Source organism: Curtobacterium sp. MCBA15_007 (genome assembly GCF_001864905.1).
Taxonomy (GTDB): Bacteria; Actinomycetota; Actinomycetes; order Actinomycetales; family Microbacteriaceae; genus Curtobacterium; species Curtobacterium poinsettiae.
Window position 1 is genome coordinate 128870 of the sequence record NZ_MJGM01000008.1, and the last position, 20418, is coordinate 149287.

Sequence of the window (20418 nt, forward strand, 5' to 3'; positions counted from 1 at the left end):
GCTCACACCGGCGCCCGGTCGTCCAGCAGCCCGCGCAGGAGCTCGGCGGTGCGCTTCGGGTCGCGCTCGGCCAGGGCGGAGATGTCCTGACGGCGGCGCTCGGCCGTGATCTCCTCGGTGGTCAGCACCTCGGTCGGGGCGTCCCCGGCGGGCATCGCCGAGAGCACGGCGGTCGGGGCGTCACCGGCACCGAGCGTCGCCCGGTCGTCGAGCCCGTCCATCGCGAGGGGCAGCTGGAACGTCTCGCCGGCGAAGGCGTCGAGCTCGCCGAGGTCGACGGCCTCGCGCTCCTGCTTGCGGTTGCGGCGGGCGACGAAGAACATGATCGCGATGACGGCCAGGACGATGCCGATCACGATGCCGGCGGTGCGGATCGACGACCACAGTGCTTCCTGCTGGTCGGCCTTCTGCTGCTCCTCGAGCGCCTTCGCGGCCTGGTCGGAGGCACTCGTGTCGAAGTCCATCATCGCCACCTTGACCTGGTCGCCACGGGCCTGGTCGACTCCTGCAGCGGCGGACACCAGGTCGTTGATGCTCTGCAGGTTCGCGTTCTGCACGGCGTCGGCCTTCGAGTTCAGCGCGACCGAGATGGTCTGCCGGTCGAGCCCGCCCGAGGGGATCTGCGTGGTCTCGGTGGTGTGGTCGACGGCGTTGTTCTTCGTCGCCGACTCGTTCTTGTACCCGTCGTCGCCGGCGCCGCTCGTGGCGGTGCCGTTCGGGACGGCGATGTTGTCCGGGCCGAGGACGCCGGTGGCACCGTTCCCTGCGCCGGCACCGGCGCCGTACTCCTCGGTGGTGCTCGACTCGTTCAGCGCGACCGGGCCCGAGGTCGGGCTCGTGTAGCTCTCCGACGTCCGGGTGCCGGACTCCTGGTTCATCGTCCCCGAGACCACGACGGTCGCGTTGCCGGCCCCGAGCGTGGTGTCGAGCAGGTCCTGGATCTTCTTGCTCGTCGCCGCGTCGTAGTCGGCGGCCTGGTCCGCGCCGCTGCCGGTCGCACCGGTGCCCACGGCCGACAGGGTCTGGCCCTTCGCGTCGACGACGGAGACGTCGGTGGGCTGCATGCCCTCGACCGAGGCGCTCGTCAGGTGCACGACGGCCTGCACCTGGTCGGTGCTGAGCTGCGTGCCGTTCTCGGTCGCGATGAACACCGACGCGGTCGGGTCCTTCTCCTCGGACACGAACACGGACTTCTCCGGGATCGCGAGCTGCACGGTGGCGGTCTGCACGCCGTCCATCGCGCCGATGGTCTTGGCGAGCTCGCCCTCCATCGCACGCTTGTACGTGACGTCCTGCTGGAACTCCGAGCTCGTCACGCCCATCTTGTCGAGCAGCGAGTAGCCGCCCTCGTTCGACGACGGCAGGCCGTTCGACGCCGCCTTGAGCCGCTCGGAGTACACCTGCGCCTGCGGCACGAGGATCGTCGCACCGCCGTCGGTGAGCTGGAACGGCACGCCGTCGGTCTGCAGCTGATCTGTGATGGAGCTCGCGTCGGCCGCGGCGAGCCCGGTGAAGAGCGGCGCGTAGGACGCCTTGCCGAGCCAGGACGCCAGGGCGATCCCGCCGAGCACGAGTGCCGCGATCGCCAGGATCGCGATGGTGCGCTGGGCGGCGGAGAAGCCCTTGACGTACGCGGACAGGCGCGCGAGGACGTTCTTGACGGCGACGGGCATCAGGCCTGCATCCTCATGATCTCGTTGAAGGCGTCGACGCCCTTGTTGCGGACGGCGGAGACGAGCTCGAGCGTGACCTGCGCGCGGGTGGCGGCGATCGTGGCGTCGTGGATGTCGTCGAGGTTGCCGGTGACGGCCTTGAGCGCGAGGGTCTTCGAGTCGCTCTGCAGCGACTGCAGCCCGTCGACGGCGTTGCCGAGGCTCGCGGCGAACCCGCTGCCGTCGGTGCTCGTCGCGCCCGCAGCGCCGGCGACGTCGCCGGACGTGCCGGACACACCGGTCAGTGCGTTCGTCATCGCGTTGGTGGTCACACCGTTGACGGCGTCGATGGGCATCAGTTCTTCCCGATCTGCAGTGCCGCCTCGTAGGCGGTCTTGGCACGGTCGACCACGGCGGCGTTCGCCTGGTAGCCGCGCTGGGCCATGATGAGGTCCGCCATCTGCGTGCCGAGGTCGATGTCGGGCATGCGGACGTAGCCCTCCTCGTTCGCGAGCGGGTTGTCCGGGTCGTAGGTGACACGGCCGGCGGCGCTGCCGAACGCGGCGCCCTTGACGTAGGCACCGGAGACGCCGGCGCCTTCCTGCACCTCGACGTACCGCGCCTGGAACGCGGTGTCGTCCATCGACTTCACGGTGTTCGCGTTGGCGATGTTGTCCGAGACGGCGTCGAGCCACTTCCGGTGCACGGTCAGACCGGTGCTCGCGATGCCGATCGCGTCGAAGGTCGTCACGAGTTCGTCCGCATCGCCGCACGGACGCTGGTGAGTTCGGAGTTCATCGCCTGCGTCGCGAACTGGTACCGCAGCACCGTGTCGATGTTCGACAGCGTCTCCTCGTCGAGGTTGACGTTGTTGCCGTTCGTGTTCGTCGGCTCGAGGCTGCGCGCCATCGTCGGCGTGGTGGCGCCGTCGCCGTCCACGATCGACTTCGCCAGGGCGTCCTCGAACTGGACCTTCTCGGCGTGGTAGTTCGTCGTGTTGATGTTCGCGATGTTGTTCGCGATCACCTTCTGGCGCATCGACAGGCCGTCGAGTGCACTCTGCAGCGCGACGCTCGTCACGGAATCGAACACGGAAGGGTCCCCCTCGTCAGGGCGTGTCGTCGTGCTGACGACGTCGCCGTGCGGTGGTGGCCGATCCCTGGCCGAACTGGTGAGCGATCCGTGCTCGTGGGGCGCTATCGGAGCCCGTCGTCGGCCGCGTTAGGCGTCGCCCCGAACGGGGGGCGGGCGGCGCTGCACGGGGCGGAGCACCCGAGATGCGACAGAGCACCCGTCGGTCGACGGGTGCTCTGTCGCAGAACTGGTGCGGGGGCGCGGGTCAGGCGGACGCGTCGAGGTACACGGATCCGCGGGGCTCGCGCGTGGCGTCGACGGCGCGCAGGGCACCGAGGTGCTCCAGCGTCGAGCGGCGGTCCGCCTCGAGCGTCGTCATGCGGTCCCGCTGCGCGGCGAGCAGCCGGGAGGCCCGTCCCACCAGGTCGCGCGGCAGCGGTCCCAGCCCGGCTGGCTCCGACCACCCGGCCACGGCCGTGGAACCGGCCGCCTGCCCGGCGGCGTCGCGTTCCAGGGACGTGAGCAGGGCCTCCCAGGCGGCTCGCCCGTCGGGCTGCTCAGGCGACACCGAGGGCTCCCCCGGTCGGCTGCTGCGTGGCGGGCGTCGCGGGCAGCGACGCGGCCGCCTCGTGCCACGACTGACGCAGCGGCTCGAGGATCCGGATGCAGTCGCGGGTCGCCTGCACGTCGCGGTGCACGTTGGCGGTGATGAGCGAGGTGGACGCGTAGTTGTACACGGCGAGCAGGCCCTCGCCGCCGTCCCAGACGTCGATCCGGAGCGTGCTGGACAGCTCCCCCACGATGGCCTGGGCGTGCAGGAGCTGTTCGCGTGCCGCCGCCCAGTCGGCGGCGACCTGCGCAGCCTCGGCCCGGTGCAGGTCGAGCAGCAGTCGGTCGTAGAGCATCGTCACGAGCTGGGCCGGGGTCGCCGAGAGCACGGCCTCGTTCGTGTACTGGGCACGTCGCTGGTCGGTGACGGTGCGGGGCTGGGCGGCCTGGCGGAAGGCGGCGGCCTGGAAGTCGAAGGTCATGGTCGTTCCCGTCAGCTCGACGTCGAGGCGAGCTGGCTGGCGAGCCAGCTCGACTGCGACTGGAGCTTGCTGAGGCTGGTCTCGAGTGATGCGTAGAGGGTCTGCAGCGAGGCCCGGCGCATCGCCAACCGGTCGGTCCAGCTGTCGATCTGGGTGGTCAGGTCCTTCGCGACGGCCTGCTGGCCGGTGATGGAGGTCGTGACGGAGCCGTCGTACTTGTCGGACGCGGCGGTGGCTGCGGCGCCGACGTTGGCGGCCACGCCGGAGAGCATCGTCTGGGTGGCCTTCGGGTCGGTCGCGAGGGCCTTCTGGAAGACCTCGGGGTCGAAGGTGAAGGTGCCGTCCTTCATGATCACGATGCCGATCGTCGACGGCGACTTGCCGTCGACGGGGGCGGACATCGTGCTCGTCAGGCGCTGCACCGCGTCGCGGGAGGCGCCGTCGCCGGTCAGGACACCGGCTTTGGTCGTCGTGGTGCCGGACGTGGCACTGGTCGTGCTCGACACCGTGGTGTTGGTCTTGTAGTAGGCCGCGATCGCGTTCATGGCGTCAACGAGCCCGGAGGCCACGGACTGGGCCTTCGTGGTGTCCTGCGCGACGGTGACGGTGACCGGCTCGGCGGTGGTCTTCGACACCGTGACGTCGACCCCGGGGACGAGGCCCGTGAAGGTGTTGGTGGCGCTCGTGACCGTCTGCGCGGCGGCGGTGCCGGCCCAGAGGGTGACACTGGCATCGGTCGCCGCGGTCACGACCGCGGCACCGGTCTCGGTCAGGACGTTCGTCGCGGTGCCTGCTGCCACGGCGTCCGCGCCACCCCGGTACACCTGGAACCCGCCGGCCGCCCCGGTCTTCGCGGACGTGAGCTGCAGGCGGGAGAGCTTGGTGCCGTCGGCGTCGGTACCGGCGGAGACCTTCGTCGCGGTGACGCCCGCACCGGCCTTGTTCAGGGCGGACACGACGTCGTCGAGGGAGCCGGACGCCGGCGTCACCGTGGTCGACTGGCCGTCCGCGCCGACGATCGTGATCGGCTGCGCATCGCTGGCCCACGTCGACATCGCAGCCGTGACACCGACCTGGGCCGAGGCGGTCGATCCGACGGTGAAGCTGATGGACCCGGCGGTCGCGCCGGTGCCGGTGAGGGCCGTGACGCCGGCAGCGCTGCTCGTCGCGGCGAAGAGGTCCAGCGACGAGGCCTTCGCGGCGTCCGCGGCCTTGGTGGCGAGCCCCTGGATCAACCCGTTGAGCGTCTGCAGTGACGAGATGAACGAGTTGGTGGTGGTGAGCTTGTTCTTGAGCAGGGTCTGCGGGACGCCCTCGACGCTCATCAGCGAGTTGATGAGGTCGGTCGTCTTGAGACCGCTGACCAGACCGTCGATCGCGAGGCTGGTGCTCGAGGACACGGACGAGGACATCGTCGACACTCCCTGGCGTCGTGGAGGTGGTCAGGACGGCGAGGTCCGCCCTCCGTGCCCGCAGGGGGCCCGGAGGGCGGACCGCGTGATGGCTAGCGCAGGAGCGAGAGCACGCCCTGGGTGCTCTGGTTCGCCTGCGCGAGCATCGAGGTGCCGGCCTGGCTCAGGATGTTGTCGCGCGTGTACTTGACCATCTCCTGTGCCATGTCGACGTCGGTGATGCGCGAACCGGCAGCCGTCAGGTTCTCCTTGGCCACGTTCGTCACGTTGATGGCGTGGTCGAAGCGGTTCTGGATGGCACCGATGGTCGAACGAGCGGAGGAGACGTACTTGATCTGCTCGTCGATCGCGGTGATGGCAGCCTGAGCGTTCGTGGCCGAGTCGAAGGTGAGCGCGCCGACCGCGGTCGACACGGACTCCACGTTCGACTTCGACAGGTCCACGTCGATCTGGCTCGCCGCGTCACCGTTCGCGCCGACCTGGAACTTCAGCACCCCTGCGGCGCCGGCGGAGCCGTCGAGCAGCTTGATGCCGTTGAAGTTGGTCGACGCCGAGATGCGGGTGAGCTCCTTGGTGAGCTCGCCGACCTCGGTGGTGATCGCCTTCCGCGAGTCCTCGTTGTTCGAGTCGTTGCCGGCCTGGACGGCCAGGTCGCGCATGCGCTGGAGGATCGAGTGGGTCTCGGTGAGGCCACCTTCAGCGGTCTGCACGACGGAGATGCCGTCCTGCGCGTTGCGGGCGGCGACCGTGAGGCCACCGACCTGGGACTTCAGCCCCTCGGAGATCGTCAGACCGGAAGCGTCGTCGGCAGCACGGTTGATGCGGAGGCCGCTCGAGAGCTTCTCGAGGGACTTCGACAGGTCGTTCTGCGTCGAGTTCAGGTTCCGGTACGTGTTGAGTGCCGAGAGGTTGGTGTTGATGGACATACCCATGGTGGTTTCCTCCGTGAACGTGGGTCGTGCGTCTGCCCGTCCGTGGGCTGACATGGATGACTCTCGGCCGGTCGCCGGGAGTCGTTAGGGGATCGGCGGAGAAGTTTCCGCCGACGTCTCAACTCGCCGCGACGGCCGGTCCTGCTGCAGCGTCGTGCACCGCGCGGGCGACACCGGCGGCGGCGTTCGTGGCGACACGGGCCAGGTACGCACTGCGACGGGCCGCGGTGGTGCGGCTGGCGGGCTCGACGGTGGTGCCGTCGCCGTAGTGGGCGGCGAGACCGTCGTGGAGCAGGCGCATCGCCTCGGAGCGCTGCTGCGAGACGGCGGAGTGCGTGATGCCGAGCTCGGCGGCGACGTCGGTGACCGATCGGTCGCCGAAGTACACGGCCTCGACGATGAAGCGCATCCGCTCGGGCAGGGCCTCGACCGCGGCGCGGAGGTACCGGCGTTTCTCGGTCTCGAGCAGGTCGTCCCCCGGGAGCGGCAGGTCGGCCGCGACCAGGTCGTGCACGGTCTCGTCGAGGGGCGCGACGGTGCGGGCGGCGTCGCTCATCGCGTCCACCGCGGTCTGCTTGTCGACGCCCATCGCGTCGGCGATCTCCTGCGCACCGACGGTCCGGCCGAGTCGCGCCGACAGGGCCTCCTGCGTGGCCAGGGTCTCGCGGATGCGCTTGCGGGTGCCGCGGGAGGCCCAGTCGGCCGAGCGCATGTCGTCGGCCAGTGCCCCGGTGATCCGGGTGCGGGCGTAGGCGCCGAACGGGACGCCGAGGGTGGGGTCGAACGCATCGGCCGCGGCGACGAGGGCGAGGGACCCGACGGCGGCGAGGTCGTCGCGGTCCAGGTGCGTCGCCCGGGAGCGGACGTCGGCCACGATGTAGCCCACGAGCGGGAGGTGCTCCACGATCATCGCGTTGCGTTCGGTGCGGTCCATGCTCATCCCCTGGTCGACCTGACGTGTGTCGGCTCACCCGTCCGTGGGCGCGACGAACGCCGGCCTCGGATGGCCGGTGCGTACGCCGAAGAACCGCCCGGGTCCCTCCGAGCGGAGCACCCCGTGTCGTTCCCGAGCGGTTCCGGGCGTCCCCCGGGGTGCGTTCTGAATGTATCGGCTGGCAATGGGCTGAGTGGGTCCACATGCGTCCCCAGTGCGGGGGTGTCAGGGCCCGGATCCGGTCGGCATTTCTGGGGACTCCGGGTGGGGAACGACCGTTCTTGTCCCCCGACAGGGCTCATCGGGTCACAGTCTCGGCGAGTACGGAGTCGGCACTCGGCCGCCGGGGCTTACGGTCGCGACCACCGAGTCGATAGGTCCCGGTGTCCGCAGGATGACGGACCGGGGGCCACCCCGACGAACCACCACCTGGGAGGAGCTGATGAGCGTGAACGACCTGTCCGCCGTGCTCTGGCGCGAACGCGAGCTGCTCGAACTGCTCACCTTCAAGCTCGAGGAGGAGCAGCTCCTGCTCACCGCGGGCCGCTCCCGCTGGGTGTCGCACGCCAGCCGCGAGGTCGAGCAGGTCCTCGACCGGCTCCGCAGCACCGGACTCGAGCGCGCCGCGCAGAGTGCCGAGGTCGCCGAGGAGTGGGGCGTGCCCGCCGACGCTCCCCTGCGGGACGTCGTCGCCGCGGCGCCGAACGGCCCGTGGGGCGAGATCCTGTCGTCGCACCTCACCGCGATGGTCGAGCTGACCACCCAGATCGGCGCGCTGCGCGACGAGAACGACCGGTTCCTCCGTGCCGCCGCCCAGGCCACCGAGGAGACCCTGGCCGGGACCGTCACCGGCGCCGCCACCTACGACGCCACCGGCACGTCGGGTGCCGGCGCGGACGGCGCGCGCCTGTTCGAGGGGACGCTGTAACACCGTGGTCAGCACCTTCGGATCCCTCGCGACGGCGTACTCCGGCCTCGCCGCGGCCCGGGCCGGCATCGACGTCACCGGCCAGAACATCGCCAACGCCGGCACCGCCGGGTACACGCGGCAGCGCGTCACGCAGAACTCGGTCCCCGCGACCCAGACCGGCTTCATGCGGGGCACCGCTGCCCTCGCCGGCCAGGGCATCTCCGTCGACGGCATCGCCCGCCTGGCGTCCCTGACGCTCGACGCCGGCGTCCGCGTCGCCGCCGGTTCGTCGGCGTACGCCGACGCCCGCGCCAGCGCACTCTCCGCCCTCGAGACCGGATTGCACGAGCCCGGCAAGGACGGTCTGAGCGCCAAGCTGGACGCGTTCTGGTCGTCCTGGAGCGAGCTCGCCAGCCACCCCGACGACCCCGGCGCCGCGAGCGCGGTGCTCGGAGCCGCGGGCACCGTCGTCTCCGCCCTGGCCGCCGGATCGAAGGCCGTCGATGCGCAGTGGTCGTCGGTGCGCGGCTCCCTGACCGGCCAGGTCGCCCAGCTGAACGGCGCCGCGGAGCAGGTCGCGGACCTGAACGGCCGGATCCGCACCGCACTGGCGTCGGGCGGCACCGCCAACGAGCTGCTCGACCAGCGCGACCAGCTCACGCAGCAGATCGCGACGCTCGCCGGCGGCACCACCCGGACCAACGCCGACGGCACGGTCGACGTGCTCCTCGGTGGCAACCCGCTCGTGCAGGGCACCGACGCCCGCTCGGTCGCCCTCGGCGGCGGCGAGCGTCTGGCCGACGGAACCGCGGCCACCCTGACCTGGACCACCGGCACGGCCGGGGCCGTCGGGCTGAGCGGCGGGTCGATCGGCGGAGCCCTCGCCGTCCTGGCGCCCGCCTCCGGCACCGGCACCGGCGGGGCACTCGCCGAGGCGTCCGCGTCCTACGACGCCGTGGCCACCCGACTCGCCACCACCGTGAACGCCTTGCACACCACCGGGACCACCCCGGCCGGCACCACGGGCGCACCATTCTTCTCGCTGGCGACCGGTGTGCCCGCCGCCCAGGCGCTCGGCGTCGTCCCCACGGACGCCGGCGACCTGGCGACGCGGAACGCGGCGGGCGAACTCGACGACTCGTTCGCCGACGCGCTCGCGCGACTCGGGGCGTCGTCCGACGGTGCCGACCAGGTCTGGGCGACGTTCGTGACGGGGGTGGGCACCGCCTCCCGGTCGGCGACGTCGGAATCGACGCTGACCGGACTCGCGCTCACCAACGCACGCACTCAGCAGCAGTCGAGCGCCGGCGTCGACCTCGACGAGGAGAACGTGAACCTGCTGAGCTACCAGCACGCGTACCAGGGCGCCGCGCGCGTCCTGACCGCCGTCGACGAGATGCTCGACACCATCATCAACCGAGTCGGACTCGTCGGGAGGGGCTGATCGTGATCACCCGAGTGACCACCCAGATGTCGATGGCGGCCGCCTCGGCCCGGCTGCAGGCCGGTGCCGCGAAGGTCGCCGAGCTCACCGACCAGGCCACGACGCTGCGCGCCATCCAGAAGCCGTCAGACGACCCGGTCGGCACCGCATCGTCGATGCAGGTGCGCAAGGAGCAGGCCGCTGCGGCGCAGTACTCGCGGAACGCCGACGACGCCGCGGCGTGGCTCGCGACCACCGACAGTGCGCTGTCGAGCGTGTACTCGGTGCTCAACAACGTCCGAGACCTCACGGTGCAGGCCGCGAACTCGGGAACCATGAGCGAGACGAACCGCGACGCCTTCGTCACGCAGTTCCGGTCGCTCAAGGCCGACCTCGAGGCACGAGCCAACACCACCTACGGCACCCGTTCGGTGTTCGCGGGGTCGTCGACCGCCGCTGCCGCCCACGACCCGGCCACGGGCTGGGCGGCCTCGGGCACCGACGTGTCCCGGCGGATCGGTGACGGCACGACCGTCCGCGTCGACACCACCGGCACCGCGGTCTTCGGATCCGGTGACGACTCGGTGTTCGCCGTGATCGACTCCATCGTCAGCGACCTGCAGAACGGGGTGAACGTGAACGCGCGGATCAACGACGTGGACGGCGCGCTCGGGACCGTCCGCGGCGCCCAGGCCGACGTCGGGGTCCGGCACGCCGCCGCGCTCGCGGCGCAGGACTCGCTGAAGTCCGCGACCGTCTCGCTCGAGAGCCGCCGCGCCGGCATCGAGGACGTCGACCTCGCCAAGGCCGTCCTCGACCTGCAGGTGCAGCAGACCAACTACCAGGCAGCCCTCGCCGTCACCGCGAAGGTCCTGCAGCCGACCCTGATGGACTACCTCCGATGAGCATCTCCCTGACCTTCGCCGTCCCGCTGTTCGGACTCGCTGCCGCGCCGGCCTTCGCCCTGTCGCCCGTCGACGGTGCCGAGGGGCTGTTCACGCTCGTCGGCGACGACGCGCGACTGTTCCTGCTCGACGCCGCGGTGCACCTGCCGTCGTACGCGCCCGAGCTGACCGACGAGCAGGCCGCCGCGCTCGGGCTGACCGACCCCGCGGACGCGATGCTGCTGGTGGTCGCGAACCCCGGCGCGTCCGGCACCACGGTCAACCTGCTCGCGCCGATCGTCGTGAACGCCCGCACCGCCGTGGGCGCGCAGGTCATCCTCGAGGAGCAGGACCTGCCGCTGCGGGCGGAGCTCGCGCGGGTGTAGCGCGCGCGGTCGCGCCGGGCGCACCCGTTCTGCGACATTCCACCAGTCGTTCGCGTCGTGCATCGTCGGAACATGCACACGCAGTAGTTGTGCGCACATCAGGCGACAACACACGAGTCGTTCGACGCGTGGATCGTCGGAACATGCACACGCACTGCAGGCGGTCAGTCCTCCACAGGGCGTCGCCCCCGCCAGAGTCTCCACAGATCGGCGTCCGGAGCGTGCTGGATCTCCGCGTTCGGCGAGCCTGGTGTCATGTCCAGAGCGAACGACGTCGAACTGATCCGCACATCGGGCGCGACCTCCGCCGAACGCCGTGCCCTCGAACGCGACGTTCGCCGCGGACGCTTCGAACGCCTCCGTCCGGGCGTCCTCGTCCACCCGGGTGCCCTCGCCGGGCTGCACCCCGGCGAGCAGCACCACGTGCTCGTCCGGGCCTCGGCGCACCGGATCCGTGACACGGACGTCGTCTCACACCAGTCTGCCTGCGCCGTCCTCGGTCTGCCGTTGGTCGCAGCGGCACCGCCGAAGGTGCACCTCTCCGATCCGACCACGACGCACACTCGTGTCACCGCGTGGTTCGTCCGGCACGGCTCGCAGATGCGGCCGCCCGCGGTCAGGATCGACGAGGACTCGATACCCACGACGACCCCGGCGAGGACCGCGATCGACGTCGCTGCGACGCGCGCGTTGTTCGAGGCGCTGCCCGTCGTCGACTCCGTGCTCTCGCGTCGGCTCAGCGATCGCGCGACCCTCGAGGCGGAGTTCGCAGCGCTGACAGCAGCCCGCAGCAAGGCGGGCATCGCGATCGCGATGGGGTCGGCACTGTCGGGGTCGCCGGCGGAGTCGGTGTGCCGGGTTCGGTTCCGCGAGCTCGGCGTGCCCGAGCCGGTGCAGCAGCACGTGTTCGCCCGGGCAGGATCGGAGACGGCGGTGGTGGACTTCTGGTTCCCGGACCAGGGCGTCGTGGTCGAGGTCGACGGCCGCGCGAAGTACGAGGACCCGGTGATGCTCGACGGGCGTTCGACCGCCGATGTGCACTGGCGCGAGAAACGACGTGAGGACTTCATCCGGTCGTGCCCCGGTGTCCGCGCGGTCATCCGGCTCTCCTGGTCCGACCTGATGCAGCCCGACCGGGTGCGGGCTGCGCTCCGGCGCGCAGGTGTGCCGTGCGGGTGACCCACCACGGACGGTCAGCGCGGGCGGTGCGGTGCCTCGGGGTGGTACTCCCGCTGGCGCTCCACCGTCGGCGAACCGGAGACTCCGCGGCCGTTCAGCACCCCGCCGACCACGACCTCGCCGACCCCCACGCGCACACCACGGACGGGCCCCGCGCCCTTGACCACACCGCCGCGGTGGTCCGGGTCGGGTTCGCGGTGGTCGCCGCCGTCTGCCAGTTCGACATCCCGGACAGACACCGGCCCGAGCACCTGCGCGCCGGAGCCGATGCACGCCGGCCCCTCGACGAGACACCCGGCCGTCAGGCGAGCGCGACCACCCACCACCACGTCGGATCCCGTCGCGATGATCGTCACCGGTCCGGGCCCGAGTTCGGCGTCCTCGCCGACGTGCACGGTCGCCGCGGACGCGACGATGGTCACCGGCCCGGGGCCGAGTCGTGCTCCGGAAGCGACCGAGATCAGGCCGCCGTCGCGGGTCTCCAGGGTCGTGGACGGGTACAGCACGGCTCCGGGCAGGACGGTCACGCCCGCCCCGATCAGGACGGACCCGGGGTCGAGCACGCGGACGTCCGGTGCGAGGGCGGTGACCTCGTGGACGGGCAGGAACCCGGCCGCGCGGCGAACGGCGTCGAGGGGTCGCGCTGTCCGGTCGCCGTCCATCCAGCGAGCCTCCCACATGCCCGGCGTACGGTGAGCGCATGGCCCGCTCCCCGAAGGACCAGGCGATCGTGCCGCTGCCGAACGCCCAGGTCTCCCCCACGTCAGACGACTCCAGAACCCCGCAACCGCACCAACCCGCAGGATGGGTCAAGTTGCTCGACCGCGCCATCAGTGTGCAGCGGCCGGCGGTCGTGGCGCACGTCAAGGCGATCCGCCGCCGCAAGCCCGACGCCACGCCGGCCGAGGTCATCCAGATCCTCGAGCGGCAGTACCTCACGGCCGTGACGACCGGTGGTGCCGCGGTCGGTGCGAGCGCCGTGATCCCGGGCGTCGGGATGGTTGCCGCGCTCGGACTGAGCGGTGCGGAGACGATCGGGTTCCTCGAGACCACGGCGCTGTTCGCCCAGTCGGTGACCGAGGTGCACGGGATCGCCCTGGACGACCCCGAGCGCGCTCGCACCCTGGTGATGGCGATGATCCTCGGCGCCCCGGGGACGCAGCTGATCAAGCAACTCGGTGGACAGATCGCCGGTGGCCAGGTCCGGACCGCGTTCTGGGGCGAGATGGTGACCTCGTCCCTCCCGAAGCAGATGGTGAACGGCATCGGCGGACAGGTCCGAGACCAGTTCATCAAGCGCTTCGCCATCCGACAGGGCGGGTCGGTGCTCGGTCGGGCCCTGCCGTTCGGCATCGGCGCGGCCGTCGGTGGCCTCGGCAACCACGCGCTGGGTCGCAAGGTCATCCAGGCGTCGCGGACGGGCTTCGGCATGCCGCCGGCGCAGTTCCCGATCGTCCTGACCGTGACCCCCGCGGCCGAGAAGACCCGGTGTGCCCTGCCGTGGAAGCGTGGCGCGGGCAAGGACCAGGACCTCTGGACCGAGCCGGGCAACGACGACCACGGCACGAAACGCTGAACCCCGGCACGACGCGCTCACCCCCGGCACGACGCCCTGAACCCCGGCACGAAGCGCCGGACCAGGGCACCAAGCACTGACACCGGAACGGCCCGGGCAGCGTGCCCGGGCCGTTCCTGCGTCTGTGTCTGTGTCTGTTGCAGGCCGTGTCCTAGAAGGACCGCACGGGCGTCGTCACGACCTGTCCAGCGTGCGCGAACCCGCCCCCGAAGCCGAACAGCAGCGCCGGCACGCCCTCGGGCAGGTCACCACGCTCCCACGCCTTCGACAGCCCGAGCGGCACACTCGCCGCCGAGGTGTTCCCGGACTCGACGACGTCGCGGATGACGAACTTGGACTCCCCGCCGAGCGCGGTCACGAGCGGCTCGATGATCCGCAGGTTCGCCTGGTGGAACGCGAACACCTCGATGTCGTCCATCGAGAGCCCCGCGGCTTGGACGACCTTGCGGGCGTGTCCCTCCGCCTCGGTGATGGCCCAGCGGTAGATCGAGCGGCCCTCCTGGTTGAAGCGCCCCGGCGACCCCTCCACGCGGACGGCATCGAGCAGGTGCGGCACGCTCCCCCACGACACCGGCCCGATCTCGGGCGTCTCGGCGACACCGAGCACGGCGGCGCCGGCTCCGTCACCGACGAGCACACAGGTCGACCGGTCGGTCCAGTCGGCGATGCCGGACAGCACCTCGGACCCGATCACGAGCGCGACGTCGGCCGAGCCGGTCCGGATGGACTGGTCGGCGAGCCCGAGCGCGTACTCGAAGCCACTGCACGCGGTGTTGATGTCGATCGGCGCTGGGCCGTTCGTCATGCCGAGTGCGGCGGCGACCCGGCCGGCCGTGTACGGAGCGCGGTCCTGGTGCGTGGTGGACGCGACGATGACGAGTCCGACGGCCGAGGGCGACACCCCGGCGTCGGCGAGGGCACGGCGGCCGGCCTCGATCGCCATCGACGTGACGGTGTCGTCGGGCCCGGCGATCCGTCGGGTCTGGATGCCGGTGCGGGTGCGGATCCACTCGTCGTTCGTGTCGACCATCGTCGACAGTTCGTCGTTGGTCAGGATGCGTTCGGGCTGGTGGTGTCCGAACCCGAGGATCCGGCTGCCACGGAGTGCTGGGATGTTCACCGTCGGCACGTTACCCCCTCGCCCCGAGCCAGCATGCCTGCCGAGGAATGCAGGCCCCGCCTCGCACCGTCACTTCCGCGCGGCGGCGGTCGCACGGTCGTTGGCCTTGCCGATCGCGTCGACCAGCTCGTCCTTGTTCATCTTCGACCGGCCGCGCACGTCGAGCCGCTTCGCGACGTCCATCAGGTGTGCCTTCGAGGCGTTCGCGTCGACACCGCCCTCGGTCTTCCCGGATGAGTCCGAGCCAGCACCACGCGAACCCGCGGCACCGGAGTCGGACGGGCCGGAGGACTCCTTCTCCTCCCAGTGGTCGCCGACCTTCTCGTACTCGTGCTTCACCGCGGCGAACGCGGTGCGGTGCGCGCGCTCGCCCGGTCCGTACGACTCGTTCGCCGAGTCGAGCGCCTTCTCGAAGATCTCCTGCGCGTGCTCCGGGGACCGCTGCAGGGTGCTGGGGATCTCGTCCTTGGCTGGCATGGCTGCTCCTCTCGAGTGGTCCTCCCTGACTACTCCCCACCCCTCGACCGGTACTCCCAGGGCCTGGCGCCACCAGCGCGTCACGAGTAGACCCGTCTCATGGACTACACACACCTCGGACGGACAGGGCTGTCGGTTTCACGAGCAGTGCTCGGCACGATGAACTTCGGCCCGGAGACCAGCGAGGACGACTCGCACGCGATCATGGACCGGGCCCACGAGCTCGGCGTCAACTTCTTCGACACCGCCAACGGGTACGGCGGCTCGGTGGGCAAGGGTGCCACCGAGGAGATCATCGGCCGCTGGTTCGCCGAGGGCGGCGGGCGTCGCGAGAAGACCGTCCTCGCCACGAAGGTCTACGGCGAGATGATCGACTGGCCGAACGGCGGCAAGCTCAGCGCCCTGAACATCCGGCAGTCGCTCGACGCGAGTCTGCAGCGGCTGCAGACCGACCACATCGACCTGTACCAGTTCCACCACGTCGACCGTGCGACGCCGTGGGACGAGATCTGGCAGGCGATCGACGTCGCCGTGCAGCAGGGCAAGGTGCTCTACGTCGGCTCGTCGAACTTCGCCGGCTGGCACATCGCCCAGGCGCAGGAGGCCGCGAAGCGCCGCAACACCTTCGGCCTGGTCAGCGAGCAGTCGATCTACAACCTCGTGGTCCGCGACGTCGAGCGCGAGGTCCTGCCCGCCGCCCGTGCGTACGGCCTCGGCGTGATCCCGTGGTCGCCGCTGCAGGGCGGCCTGCTCGGCGGCGTCATCGAGAAGACGGAGAACGGCTCGCGTCGCCTGTCCGGCCGCAGCGCCGAGTACGTCGATTCGCACCGTGACCAGCTCACCGCGTACGAGTCCTTCGCGAAGGAACTCGGGCACACCCCCGGGGAGCTCGCCCTCGCTTGGCTGCTGCACCAGCCCGGCGTCACCGCGCCGATCACCGGCCCGCGCACGATGGAGCAGTGGGAGTCCGCGGTCCGCGCTGTCGACATCCGCCTCGACCAGCGTGCACTCGACCGGCTCGACGAGATCTTCCCGGGGCACACGACCTCGCCGGAGGACTACGCCTGGTGACGTCGCCGGCGGAACCAACCGAACCGGCGGAACCAACGGAACCAACGGGTCGCTGACGCGACCAGCTGCCTGGAGGCGCGGTGCGGGTCCGACCCGCACCGCGCCTCCGAAGCCGCTTCCGTGCCGACGCGCCAGCGGCGGACCGACCGTGACCGGTGGAGAGCCTCCCGTCCGTGGTCACGTCGAACACGCGACCCAGCGACACGACGACGGGCCCCGCGCTGCTGTGTGCGCGGGGCCCGTCGTCGTACGGGTAGTGCCTGGTGACTAGCGGACGCTGACCGGGCTGTCGTCGGTCTGCTCGTACAGGACGTAGCCCTCCTCGCCGTGGACGGCGGTGTCGATGCCCGCGACCTCGTCCTCGGTCTTGACGCGGAAGCCCATGGTCTTCTCGATGATCCAGCCGATGAGGAAGGCCAGGACGAACGAGTAGGCGCCGACGGCACCGGCTGCGGCCGCCTGCTTGCCGAGCTGCTCGAACGAGCCGGAGTAGATCAGGCCGGTGTCGTTGGCGAAGAACCCGAGGAACAGGGTGCCGAAGATGCCGCCGACCAGGTGCACGCCGACCACGTCGAGCGAGTCGTCGAAGCCCAGGCGGTACTTCCAGTCGATGGCGAAGCAGCAGACGATGCCGGCGAGGAAGCCGAGCAGGATGCCCCAGCCCGGGGTCAGGTTGGCACAGGCCGGGGTGATCGCGACCAGGCCGGTGACGGCACCCGAGGCGGCACCGACAGAGGTGGCCTTGCCGTCCTTGAGCTTCTCGACGAGCAACCAGCCGAGGACCGCGGCTGCGGGAGCGGCGAGCGTGTTGATCCAGGCGAGCGACGCGACGCCGTTCGCGGCACCGGCGGAGCCGGCGTTGAAGCCGAACCAGCCGAACCACAGGATGGCGGCACCGAGCAGGACGAAGGGCGGGTTGTGCGGCTTGTGCGCGCCCTTGGCGAAGCCGACGCGCTTGCCGAGGACGATCGCCAGGGCGAGACCCGCCGCACCGGCGTTGATGTGCACCGCGGTGCCACCGGCGAAGTCGATGACGCCCCACGTGGCGGCCCAACCGGAGGTCAGGTTGAAGACCCACGAGGCGACCGGGAAGTAGACGACCGTGACCCAGATGCCGGCGAAGACCATCCACGCGCCGAACTTGGCGCGGTCGGCGATGGCGCCGGAGATGAGCGCGACGGTGATGATCGCGAAGGTGGCCTGGAAGCCGACGAAGGCGAGGTCGGGGTAGGTGGCGGCGAGCGTGGTGGCCTGGGACTGTTCGAACGCCTGGCCGAGGCCGATCTGGTTCCAGTCGATGCTGAAGAACCCGACGACGCCGCTGACGGCCGTGTGCGGCCCCGTGTTGGCGAAGGCGATCGCGTAGCCGTACAGCACCCAGAGGACGCCGACGAGCGCGATCGCACCGAAGGACATCATCATCATGGAGATGACGGACTTCGCCTTCACCAAACCGCCGTAGAAGAAGGCCAGGCCGGGTGTCATGAACAACACCAGCGCAGCCATGATCATGATGAAGCCTGTCTGGCCCTGATCAAGCATCTGTTCACCTCTCGATTGCACGAGCGGCTCTTGGACCGCCTCGGGTGTCACCGAGTCTGGCGAGGCGAGGTTTCACGAGGGAGCACGAACTGTTTCGCGGATGTAACGCGACCGCGCCGTTTGTAAACGTCGTGTTTCCAGCGGCCCGATGTCCCCTGCGCGAGGGGCAGGAGACCGCCGTGGACAGATCGGTCCGGGCAGGGAGCGACGTTCAGGCGCGGGTGAGCGCCACGACGCGGGACGCCGCGCGCAGGTACTTCTTGCGGTAGCCGCCCTCGAGCATCACGTCGGGGTACACCTGGTCGAGCGGGGTCCCCGAGGCGACGATCCGCACCTGCGCGTCGTACAGCCGGTCCACCAGGGCGACCCAGCGCAGCGCGTCGGTCTGGTCGGTGAACGCCCGGACGTCGGTCAGTCCGACGGCGTCCAGGTCCTCGACCAGCGCGACGTACTTCGACGGGTGCACGGAACCCAGGTGCGCCACCACCGCTCCGAAGTCGTCGAGCGTGACCGCGCCCGTGGGCAGCAACCCGGCGACGTCGTCGACGACGGCAGCGGACTCGTCCACCGCACGTCGGCGGTAGTCGAGGCCGTCGATGCGCATGGTGTCGAAGCGGTCGGACATCGCCTGGATCTCGCGCAGGAAGTCCTGCGCGGCGAAGCGTCCTTCGCCGAGCGCCCCCGGCGGCGTGTTCGACGTCGCGGCGAAGCGGGTGCCCGTCTCGGTCAGTTCCTTGATGAGCCGGGTCATCACCATCGTGTCGCCCGGGTCGTCGAGCTCGAACTCGTCGATGCACACCAGGTCGGTGCCGCGGAGCAGGTCGACCGTCCCCTGGAACCCCAGTGCCCCGACGAGCGCGGTGTACTCGATGAAGGTGCCGAAGGTCTTCCGCCCGGTGGCCGCGTGGTACGCCGCCGCGAGCAGGTGGGTCTTGCCGACACCGAAGCCGCCGTCCAGGTAGACCCCGGACTTGGCCGACGGTTCCGCCGACTGCTTGCGCCTCCCGAACAGCCCGCGCCGTGGGGCCTCGGCGGGCCCTGCGGTCACGAAGGCGGCGACGGCATCGCGGACCGAGGCCTGCGAGGCGTAGTCCGGGTCCGGCCGGTACGAGTCGAACGACGCGTCCGTGAACTGCGGCGGGGGCACGAGCGCCGCGGCCATCTGCTGCGGGGTCACCCGGGGATCACGGTCGACGAGGTGAGCGGGCAATCGGGGGACCCTTCCGGGAAGCATGTCGTGGGGTGTCACGTTGCGTCAGGGGCACGGTACGTCCGCGTACCGTTGCCCACAGGCACCGACGCCCGATCCTAGTCCGGCGCCAGCAGCACGCTCCCCAGCACCACGCTCCCCCGCACCCCTGGAGGTACCCCCGATGACCGCACCGGTCGACCCGTCCGAGCAGTTCGCCGCCTACGCGCACCCGGAGCGCCTCGTCTCCACCGAGTGGCTGCAGGAGCAACTGGACGCCGGTGCCGGCGCGCCCGACCTGGTGGTCGTCGAGTCCGACGAGGACGTCCTGCTCTACGAGACCGGACACATCCCCGGCGCTGTGAAGGTCGACTGGCACACCGACCTCAACGACCCGGTGCAGCGCGACTACATCGACGGCGCCGCGTTCGCCGAGCTCCTCGGCGGCAAGGGCATCGGCCGCGACACCACCGTCGTGATCTACGGCGACAAGAACAACTGGTGGGCCGCGTACGCCCTCTGGGTGTTCACCCTGTTCGGCCACCAGGACGTCCGCCTGCTCGACGGCGGCCGCGCCAAGTGGATCGCCGAGGACCGCGCCCTGACCACCGACGAGACCCCCGTGACGCCCGTCGACTACCCCGTCGTCGAGCGCCACGACGAGCCCGTCCGTGCCTTCAAGGACGACGTCCTCGCGCACCTCGGCAAGCCGCTCATCGACGTCCGGAGCGCCCCGGAGTACAGCGGGGAGCGCACGACCGCGCCCGACTACCCGGAAGAGGGCGCGCTGCGCGGCGGGCACGTCCCCACCGCGGTGAACATCCCCTGGGCCACGGCGGCGGCGCCCGACGGCACCTTCCGGTCGCGCGCTGAACTCGACGCGATCTACCGCGAGGGCGCCGGCATCGGTGACGCCGACCAGGTCATCGCGTACTGCCGCATCGGTGAGCGTTCGAGCCACACCTGGTTCGTCCTGCAGCACCTGCTCGGCTACGCCGACGTCCGCAACTACGACGGTTCGTGGACCGAGTGGGGCAGCGCCGTCCGCGTCCCCATCGTGCAGGGATCCGAGCCGGGTACGGTTCCGAACCGATGAACGCCAGCACCGACGCCACACTCCCCGCCACCCTCGCCGAGATCCGCGACGACTTCCTCGCCCTGGGCCAGAAGGACCGCCTGCAGCTCCTCCTGGAGTTCTCGAACGAGCTGCCGGCGCTGCCCGAGCGCCTGCAGGGGCACGAGGACGAACTCGAACGCGTCGAGGAGTGCCAGTCCCCCGTCTTCATCACCGTGACGGTGGGCGAGGACGGCGACGACCCGGACGTCGTCCGGATGCACGCCACCGCACCGCGCGAGGCACCGACCACCCGCGGCTTCGCCTCGATCCTGGCGCAGGGCCTGTCCGGCCTGACCGTCGAGCAGGTGCTCGCCGTCCCGACGGACTACCCGTTGACCATCGGCCTGTCCGAGGCGGTCAGCCCGCTGCGGATCCGCGGCATGGTGGGCATGCTCGGTCGCGTCCAGCGGCAGGTGCAGGCTGCGGTCGCGTAGACGCGACCCACTGACGGACGGGAGGCCCGTGGCGACACCGCCACGGGCCTCCCGTCCGTCGGTTCAGCCAGTCCT

The 20418-nt window shown here is 70.8% G+C and carries 23 protein-coding genes; 9 read left to right on the top strand and 14 right to left on the bottom strand.

What is annotated here, in order from left to right; translation table 11 throughout:
• Nucleotides 1-2: 2 nt before the first annotated feature.
• The 9 genes from fliF to BIU95_RS05570 form a co-directional block, all read right to left on the bottom strand.
• A complete protein-coding gene (gene fliF, locus BIU95_RS05530; protein WP_017886138.1) occupies nucleotides 3-1673 on the bottom strand; it encodes a flagellar basal-body MS-ring/collar protein FliF in 1671 nt (556 codons plus the stop codon).
• Entirely contained in the window at nucleotides 1673-1969 is a 297-nt protein-coding gene (fliE, locus tag BIU95_RS05535) for a flagellar hook-basal body complex protein FliE (protein WP_139179673.1), read from the bottom strand. Before fliE ends, fliF begins: the two co-directional genes overlap by 1 nt.
• A 38-nt stretch (nucleotides 1970-2007) precedes the next feature.
• Nucleotides 2008-2403 (bottom strand): flagellar basal body rod protein FlgC, encoded by a 396-nt coding sequence (locus BIU95_RS05540; protein ID WP_017886136.1) that lies wholly within the window; start codon nucleotides 2401-2403, stop codon nucleotides 2008-2010.
• The gene (locus tag BIU95_RS05545) at nucleotides 2400-2744 is read right to left on the bottom strand and encodes a flagellar basal body protein (protein ID WP_017886135.1); all 345 of its coding nucleotides are present in this window, start codon (nucleotides 2742-2744) and stop codon (nucleotides 2400-2402) included. Before BIU95_RS05545 ends, BIU95_RS05540 begins: the two co-directional genes overlap by 4 nt.
• A 247-nt stretch (nucleotides 2745-2991) precedes the next feature.
• A complete protein-coding gene (locus BIU95_RS05550) occupies nucleotides 2992-3294 on the bottom strand; it encodes a hypothetical protein (RefSeq protein ID WP_071250828.1) in 303 nt (100 codons plus the stop codon).
• Entirely contained in the window at nucleotides 3284-3757 is a 474-nt protein-coding gene (fliS, locus tag BIU95_RS05555) for a flagellar export chaperone FliS (RefSeq protein ID WP_017886133.1), read from the bottom strand. Before fliS ends, BIU95_RS05550 begins: the two co-directional genes overlap by 11 nt.
• Before the next feature lie 11 nt (nucleotides 3758-3768).
• On the bottom strand, nucleotides 3769-5157 hold the full coding sequence (gene fliD, locus BIU95_RS05560; protein WP_254783276.1) for a flagellar filament capping protein FliD: 1389 nt from the start codon (nucleotides 5155-5157) through the stop codon (nucleotides 3769-3771).
• A 104-nt stretch (nucleotides 5158-5261) separates the two neighbouring features.
• Nucleotides 5262-6101: a flagellin gene (locus BIU95_RS05565; RefSeq protein ID WP_031259268.1), complete on the bottom strand. Its 840-nt coding sequence runs from the start codon at nucleotides 6099-6101 to the stop codon at nucleotides 5262-5264.
• Nucleotides 6102-6219: 118 nt separating this feature from the next.
• Nucleotides 6220-7035: a sigma-70 family RNA polymerase sigma factor gene (locus tag BIU95_RS05570; RefSeq protein WP_040419087.1), complete on the bottom strand. Its 816-nt coding sequence runs from the start codon at nucleotides 7033-7035 to the stop codon at nucleotides 6220-6222.
• A 442-nt stretch (nucleotides 7036-7477) separates the two neighbouring features.
• On the opposite strand from BIU95_RS05570, the gene BIU95_RS05575 reads away from it, so the two are divergent.
• The 5 genes from BIU95_RS05575 (at nucleotide 7478) to BIU95_RS05595 (ending at nucleotide 11817) form a co-directional block, all read left to right on the top strand.
• The gene (locus BIU95_RS05575; protein WP_017886129.1) at nucleotides 7478-7963 is read left to right on the top strand and encodes a flagellar protein FlgN; all 486 of its coding nucleotides are present in this window, start codon (nucleotides 7478-7480) and stop codon (nucleotides 7961-7963) included.
• A gap of 4 nt (nucleotides 7964-7967) precedes the next feature.
• Nucleotides 7968-9389 carry a flagellar hook-associated protein FlgK gene (flgK, locus tag BIU95_RS05580; RefSeq protein WP_071250835.1) on the top strand — a complete coding sequence of 474 codons (1422 nt, stop codon included), beginning with the start codon at nucleotides 7968-7970 and terminating at the stop codon, nucleotides 9387-9389.
• A gap of 2 nt (nucleotides 9390-9391) precedes the next feature.
• Nucleotides 9392-10273 carry a flagellar hook-associated protein FlgL gene (gene flgL / locus BIU95_RS05585; protein ID WP_071250837.1) on the top strand — a complete coding sequence of 294 codons (882 nt, stop codon included), beginning with the start codon at nucleotides 9392-9394 and terminating at the stop codon, nucleotides 10271-10273.
• Nucleotides 10270-10638 carry a flagellar assembly protein FliW gene (gene fliW, locus BIU95_RS05590; RefSeq protein ID WP_071250838.1) on the top strand — a complete coding sequence of 123 codons (369 nt, stop codon included), beginning with the start codon at nucleotides 10270-10272 and terminating at the stop codon, nucleotides 10636-10638. The genes flgL and fliW overlap by 4 nt, the downstream gene beginning before the upstream one ends.
• Nucleotides 10639-10893: 255 nt before the next feature.
• On the top strand, nucleotides 10894-11817 hold the full coding sequence (locus BIU95_RS05595) for a hypothetical protein (protein WP_071250840.1): 924 nt from the start codon (nucleotides 10894-10896) through the stop codon (nucleotides 11815-11817).
• Between the two features lie 14 nt (nucleotides 11818-11831).
• On the opposite strand, the gene BIU95_RS05600 is transcribed toward BIU95_RS05595, so the two are convergent.
• Entirely contained in the window at nucleotides 11832-12497 is a 666-nt protein-coding gene (locus BIU95_RS05600) for a hypothetical protein (protein WP_139179669.1), read from the bottom strand.
• 20 nt (nucleotides 12498-12517) lie between these two features.
• Between BIU95_RS05600 and BIU95_RS05605 the strand changes: the two genes are divergently transcribed.
• Nucleotides 12518-13393, top strand: coding sequence for a hypothetical protein (locus BIU95_RS05605; RefSeq protein WP_175470725.1), 876 nt, complete (start codon nucleotides 12518-12520; stop codon nucleotides 13391-13393).
• 151 nt (nucleotides 13394-13544) lie between these two features.
• Here BIU95_RS05605 and BIU95_RS05610 read toward each other — a convergent pair whose 3' ends face one another.
• Nucleotides 13545-14513 (bottom strand): beta-ketoacyl-ACP synthase III, encoded by a 969-nt coding sequence (locus BIU95_RS05610; protein ID WP_083389259.1) that lies wholly within the window; start codon nucleotides 14511-14513, stop codon nucleotides 13545-13547.
• Between the two features lie 69 nt (nucleotides 14514-14582).
• Entirely contained in the window at nucleotides 14583-14990 is a 408-nt protein-coding gene (locus BIU95_RS05615) for a ChaB family protein (protein ID WP_042537067.1), read from the bottom strand.
• A 99-nt stretch (nucleotides 14991-15089) separates the two neighbouring features.
• Between BIU95_RS05615 and BIU95_RS05620 the strand changes: the two genes are divergently transcribed.
• Nucleotides 15090-16061 carry an aldo/keto reductase gene (locus tag BIU95_RS05620; RefSeq protein ID WP_031259266.1) on the top strand — a complete coding sequence of 324 codons (972 nt, stop codon included), beginning with the start codon at nucleotides 15090-15092 and terminating at the stop codon, nucleotides 16059-16061.
• 267 nt (nucleotides 16062-16328) lie between these two features.
• Here BIU95_RS05620 and BIU95_RS05625 read toward each other — a convergent pair whose 3' ends face one another.
• Entirely contained in the window at nucleotides 16329-17573 is a 1245-nt protein-coding gene (locus BIU95_RS05625) for an ammonium transporter (RefSeq protein ID WP_017886119.1), read from the bottom strand.
• A gap of 241 nt (nucleotides 17574-17814) precedes the next feature.
• Nucleotides 17815-18765: a cell division protein ZapE gene (zapE, locus tag BIU95_RS05630; protein WP_231564026.1), complete on the bottom strand. Its 951-nt coding sequence runs from the start codon at nucleotides 18763-18765 to the stop codon at nucleotides 17815-17817.
• 211 nt (nucleotides 18766-18976) lie between these two features.
• On the opposite strand from zapE, the gene BIU95_RS05635 reads away from it, so the two are divergent.
• Together BIU95_RS05635 and BIU95_RS05640 are read left to right on the top strand one after the other, a co-directional pair.
• Nucleotides 18977-19888 (top strand): sulfurtransferase, encoded by a 912-nt coding sequence (locus tag BIU95_RS05635; RefSeq protein ID WP_017886117.1) that lies wholly within the window; start codon nucleotides 18977-18979, stop codon nucleotides 19886-19888.
• A complete protein-coding gene (locus BIU95_RS05640) occupies nucleotides 19885-20343 on the top strand; it encodes a SufE family protein (RefSeq protein ID WP_056068489.1) in 459 nt (152 codons plus the stop codon). Before BIU95_RS05635 ends, BIU95_RS05640 begins: the two co-directional genes overlap by 4 nt.
• The last annotated feature ends 75 nt before the right edge of the window (nucleotides 20344-20418 follow it).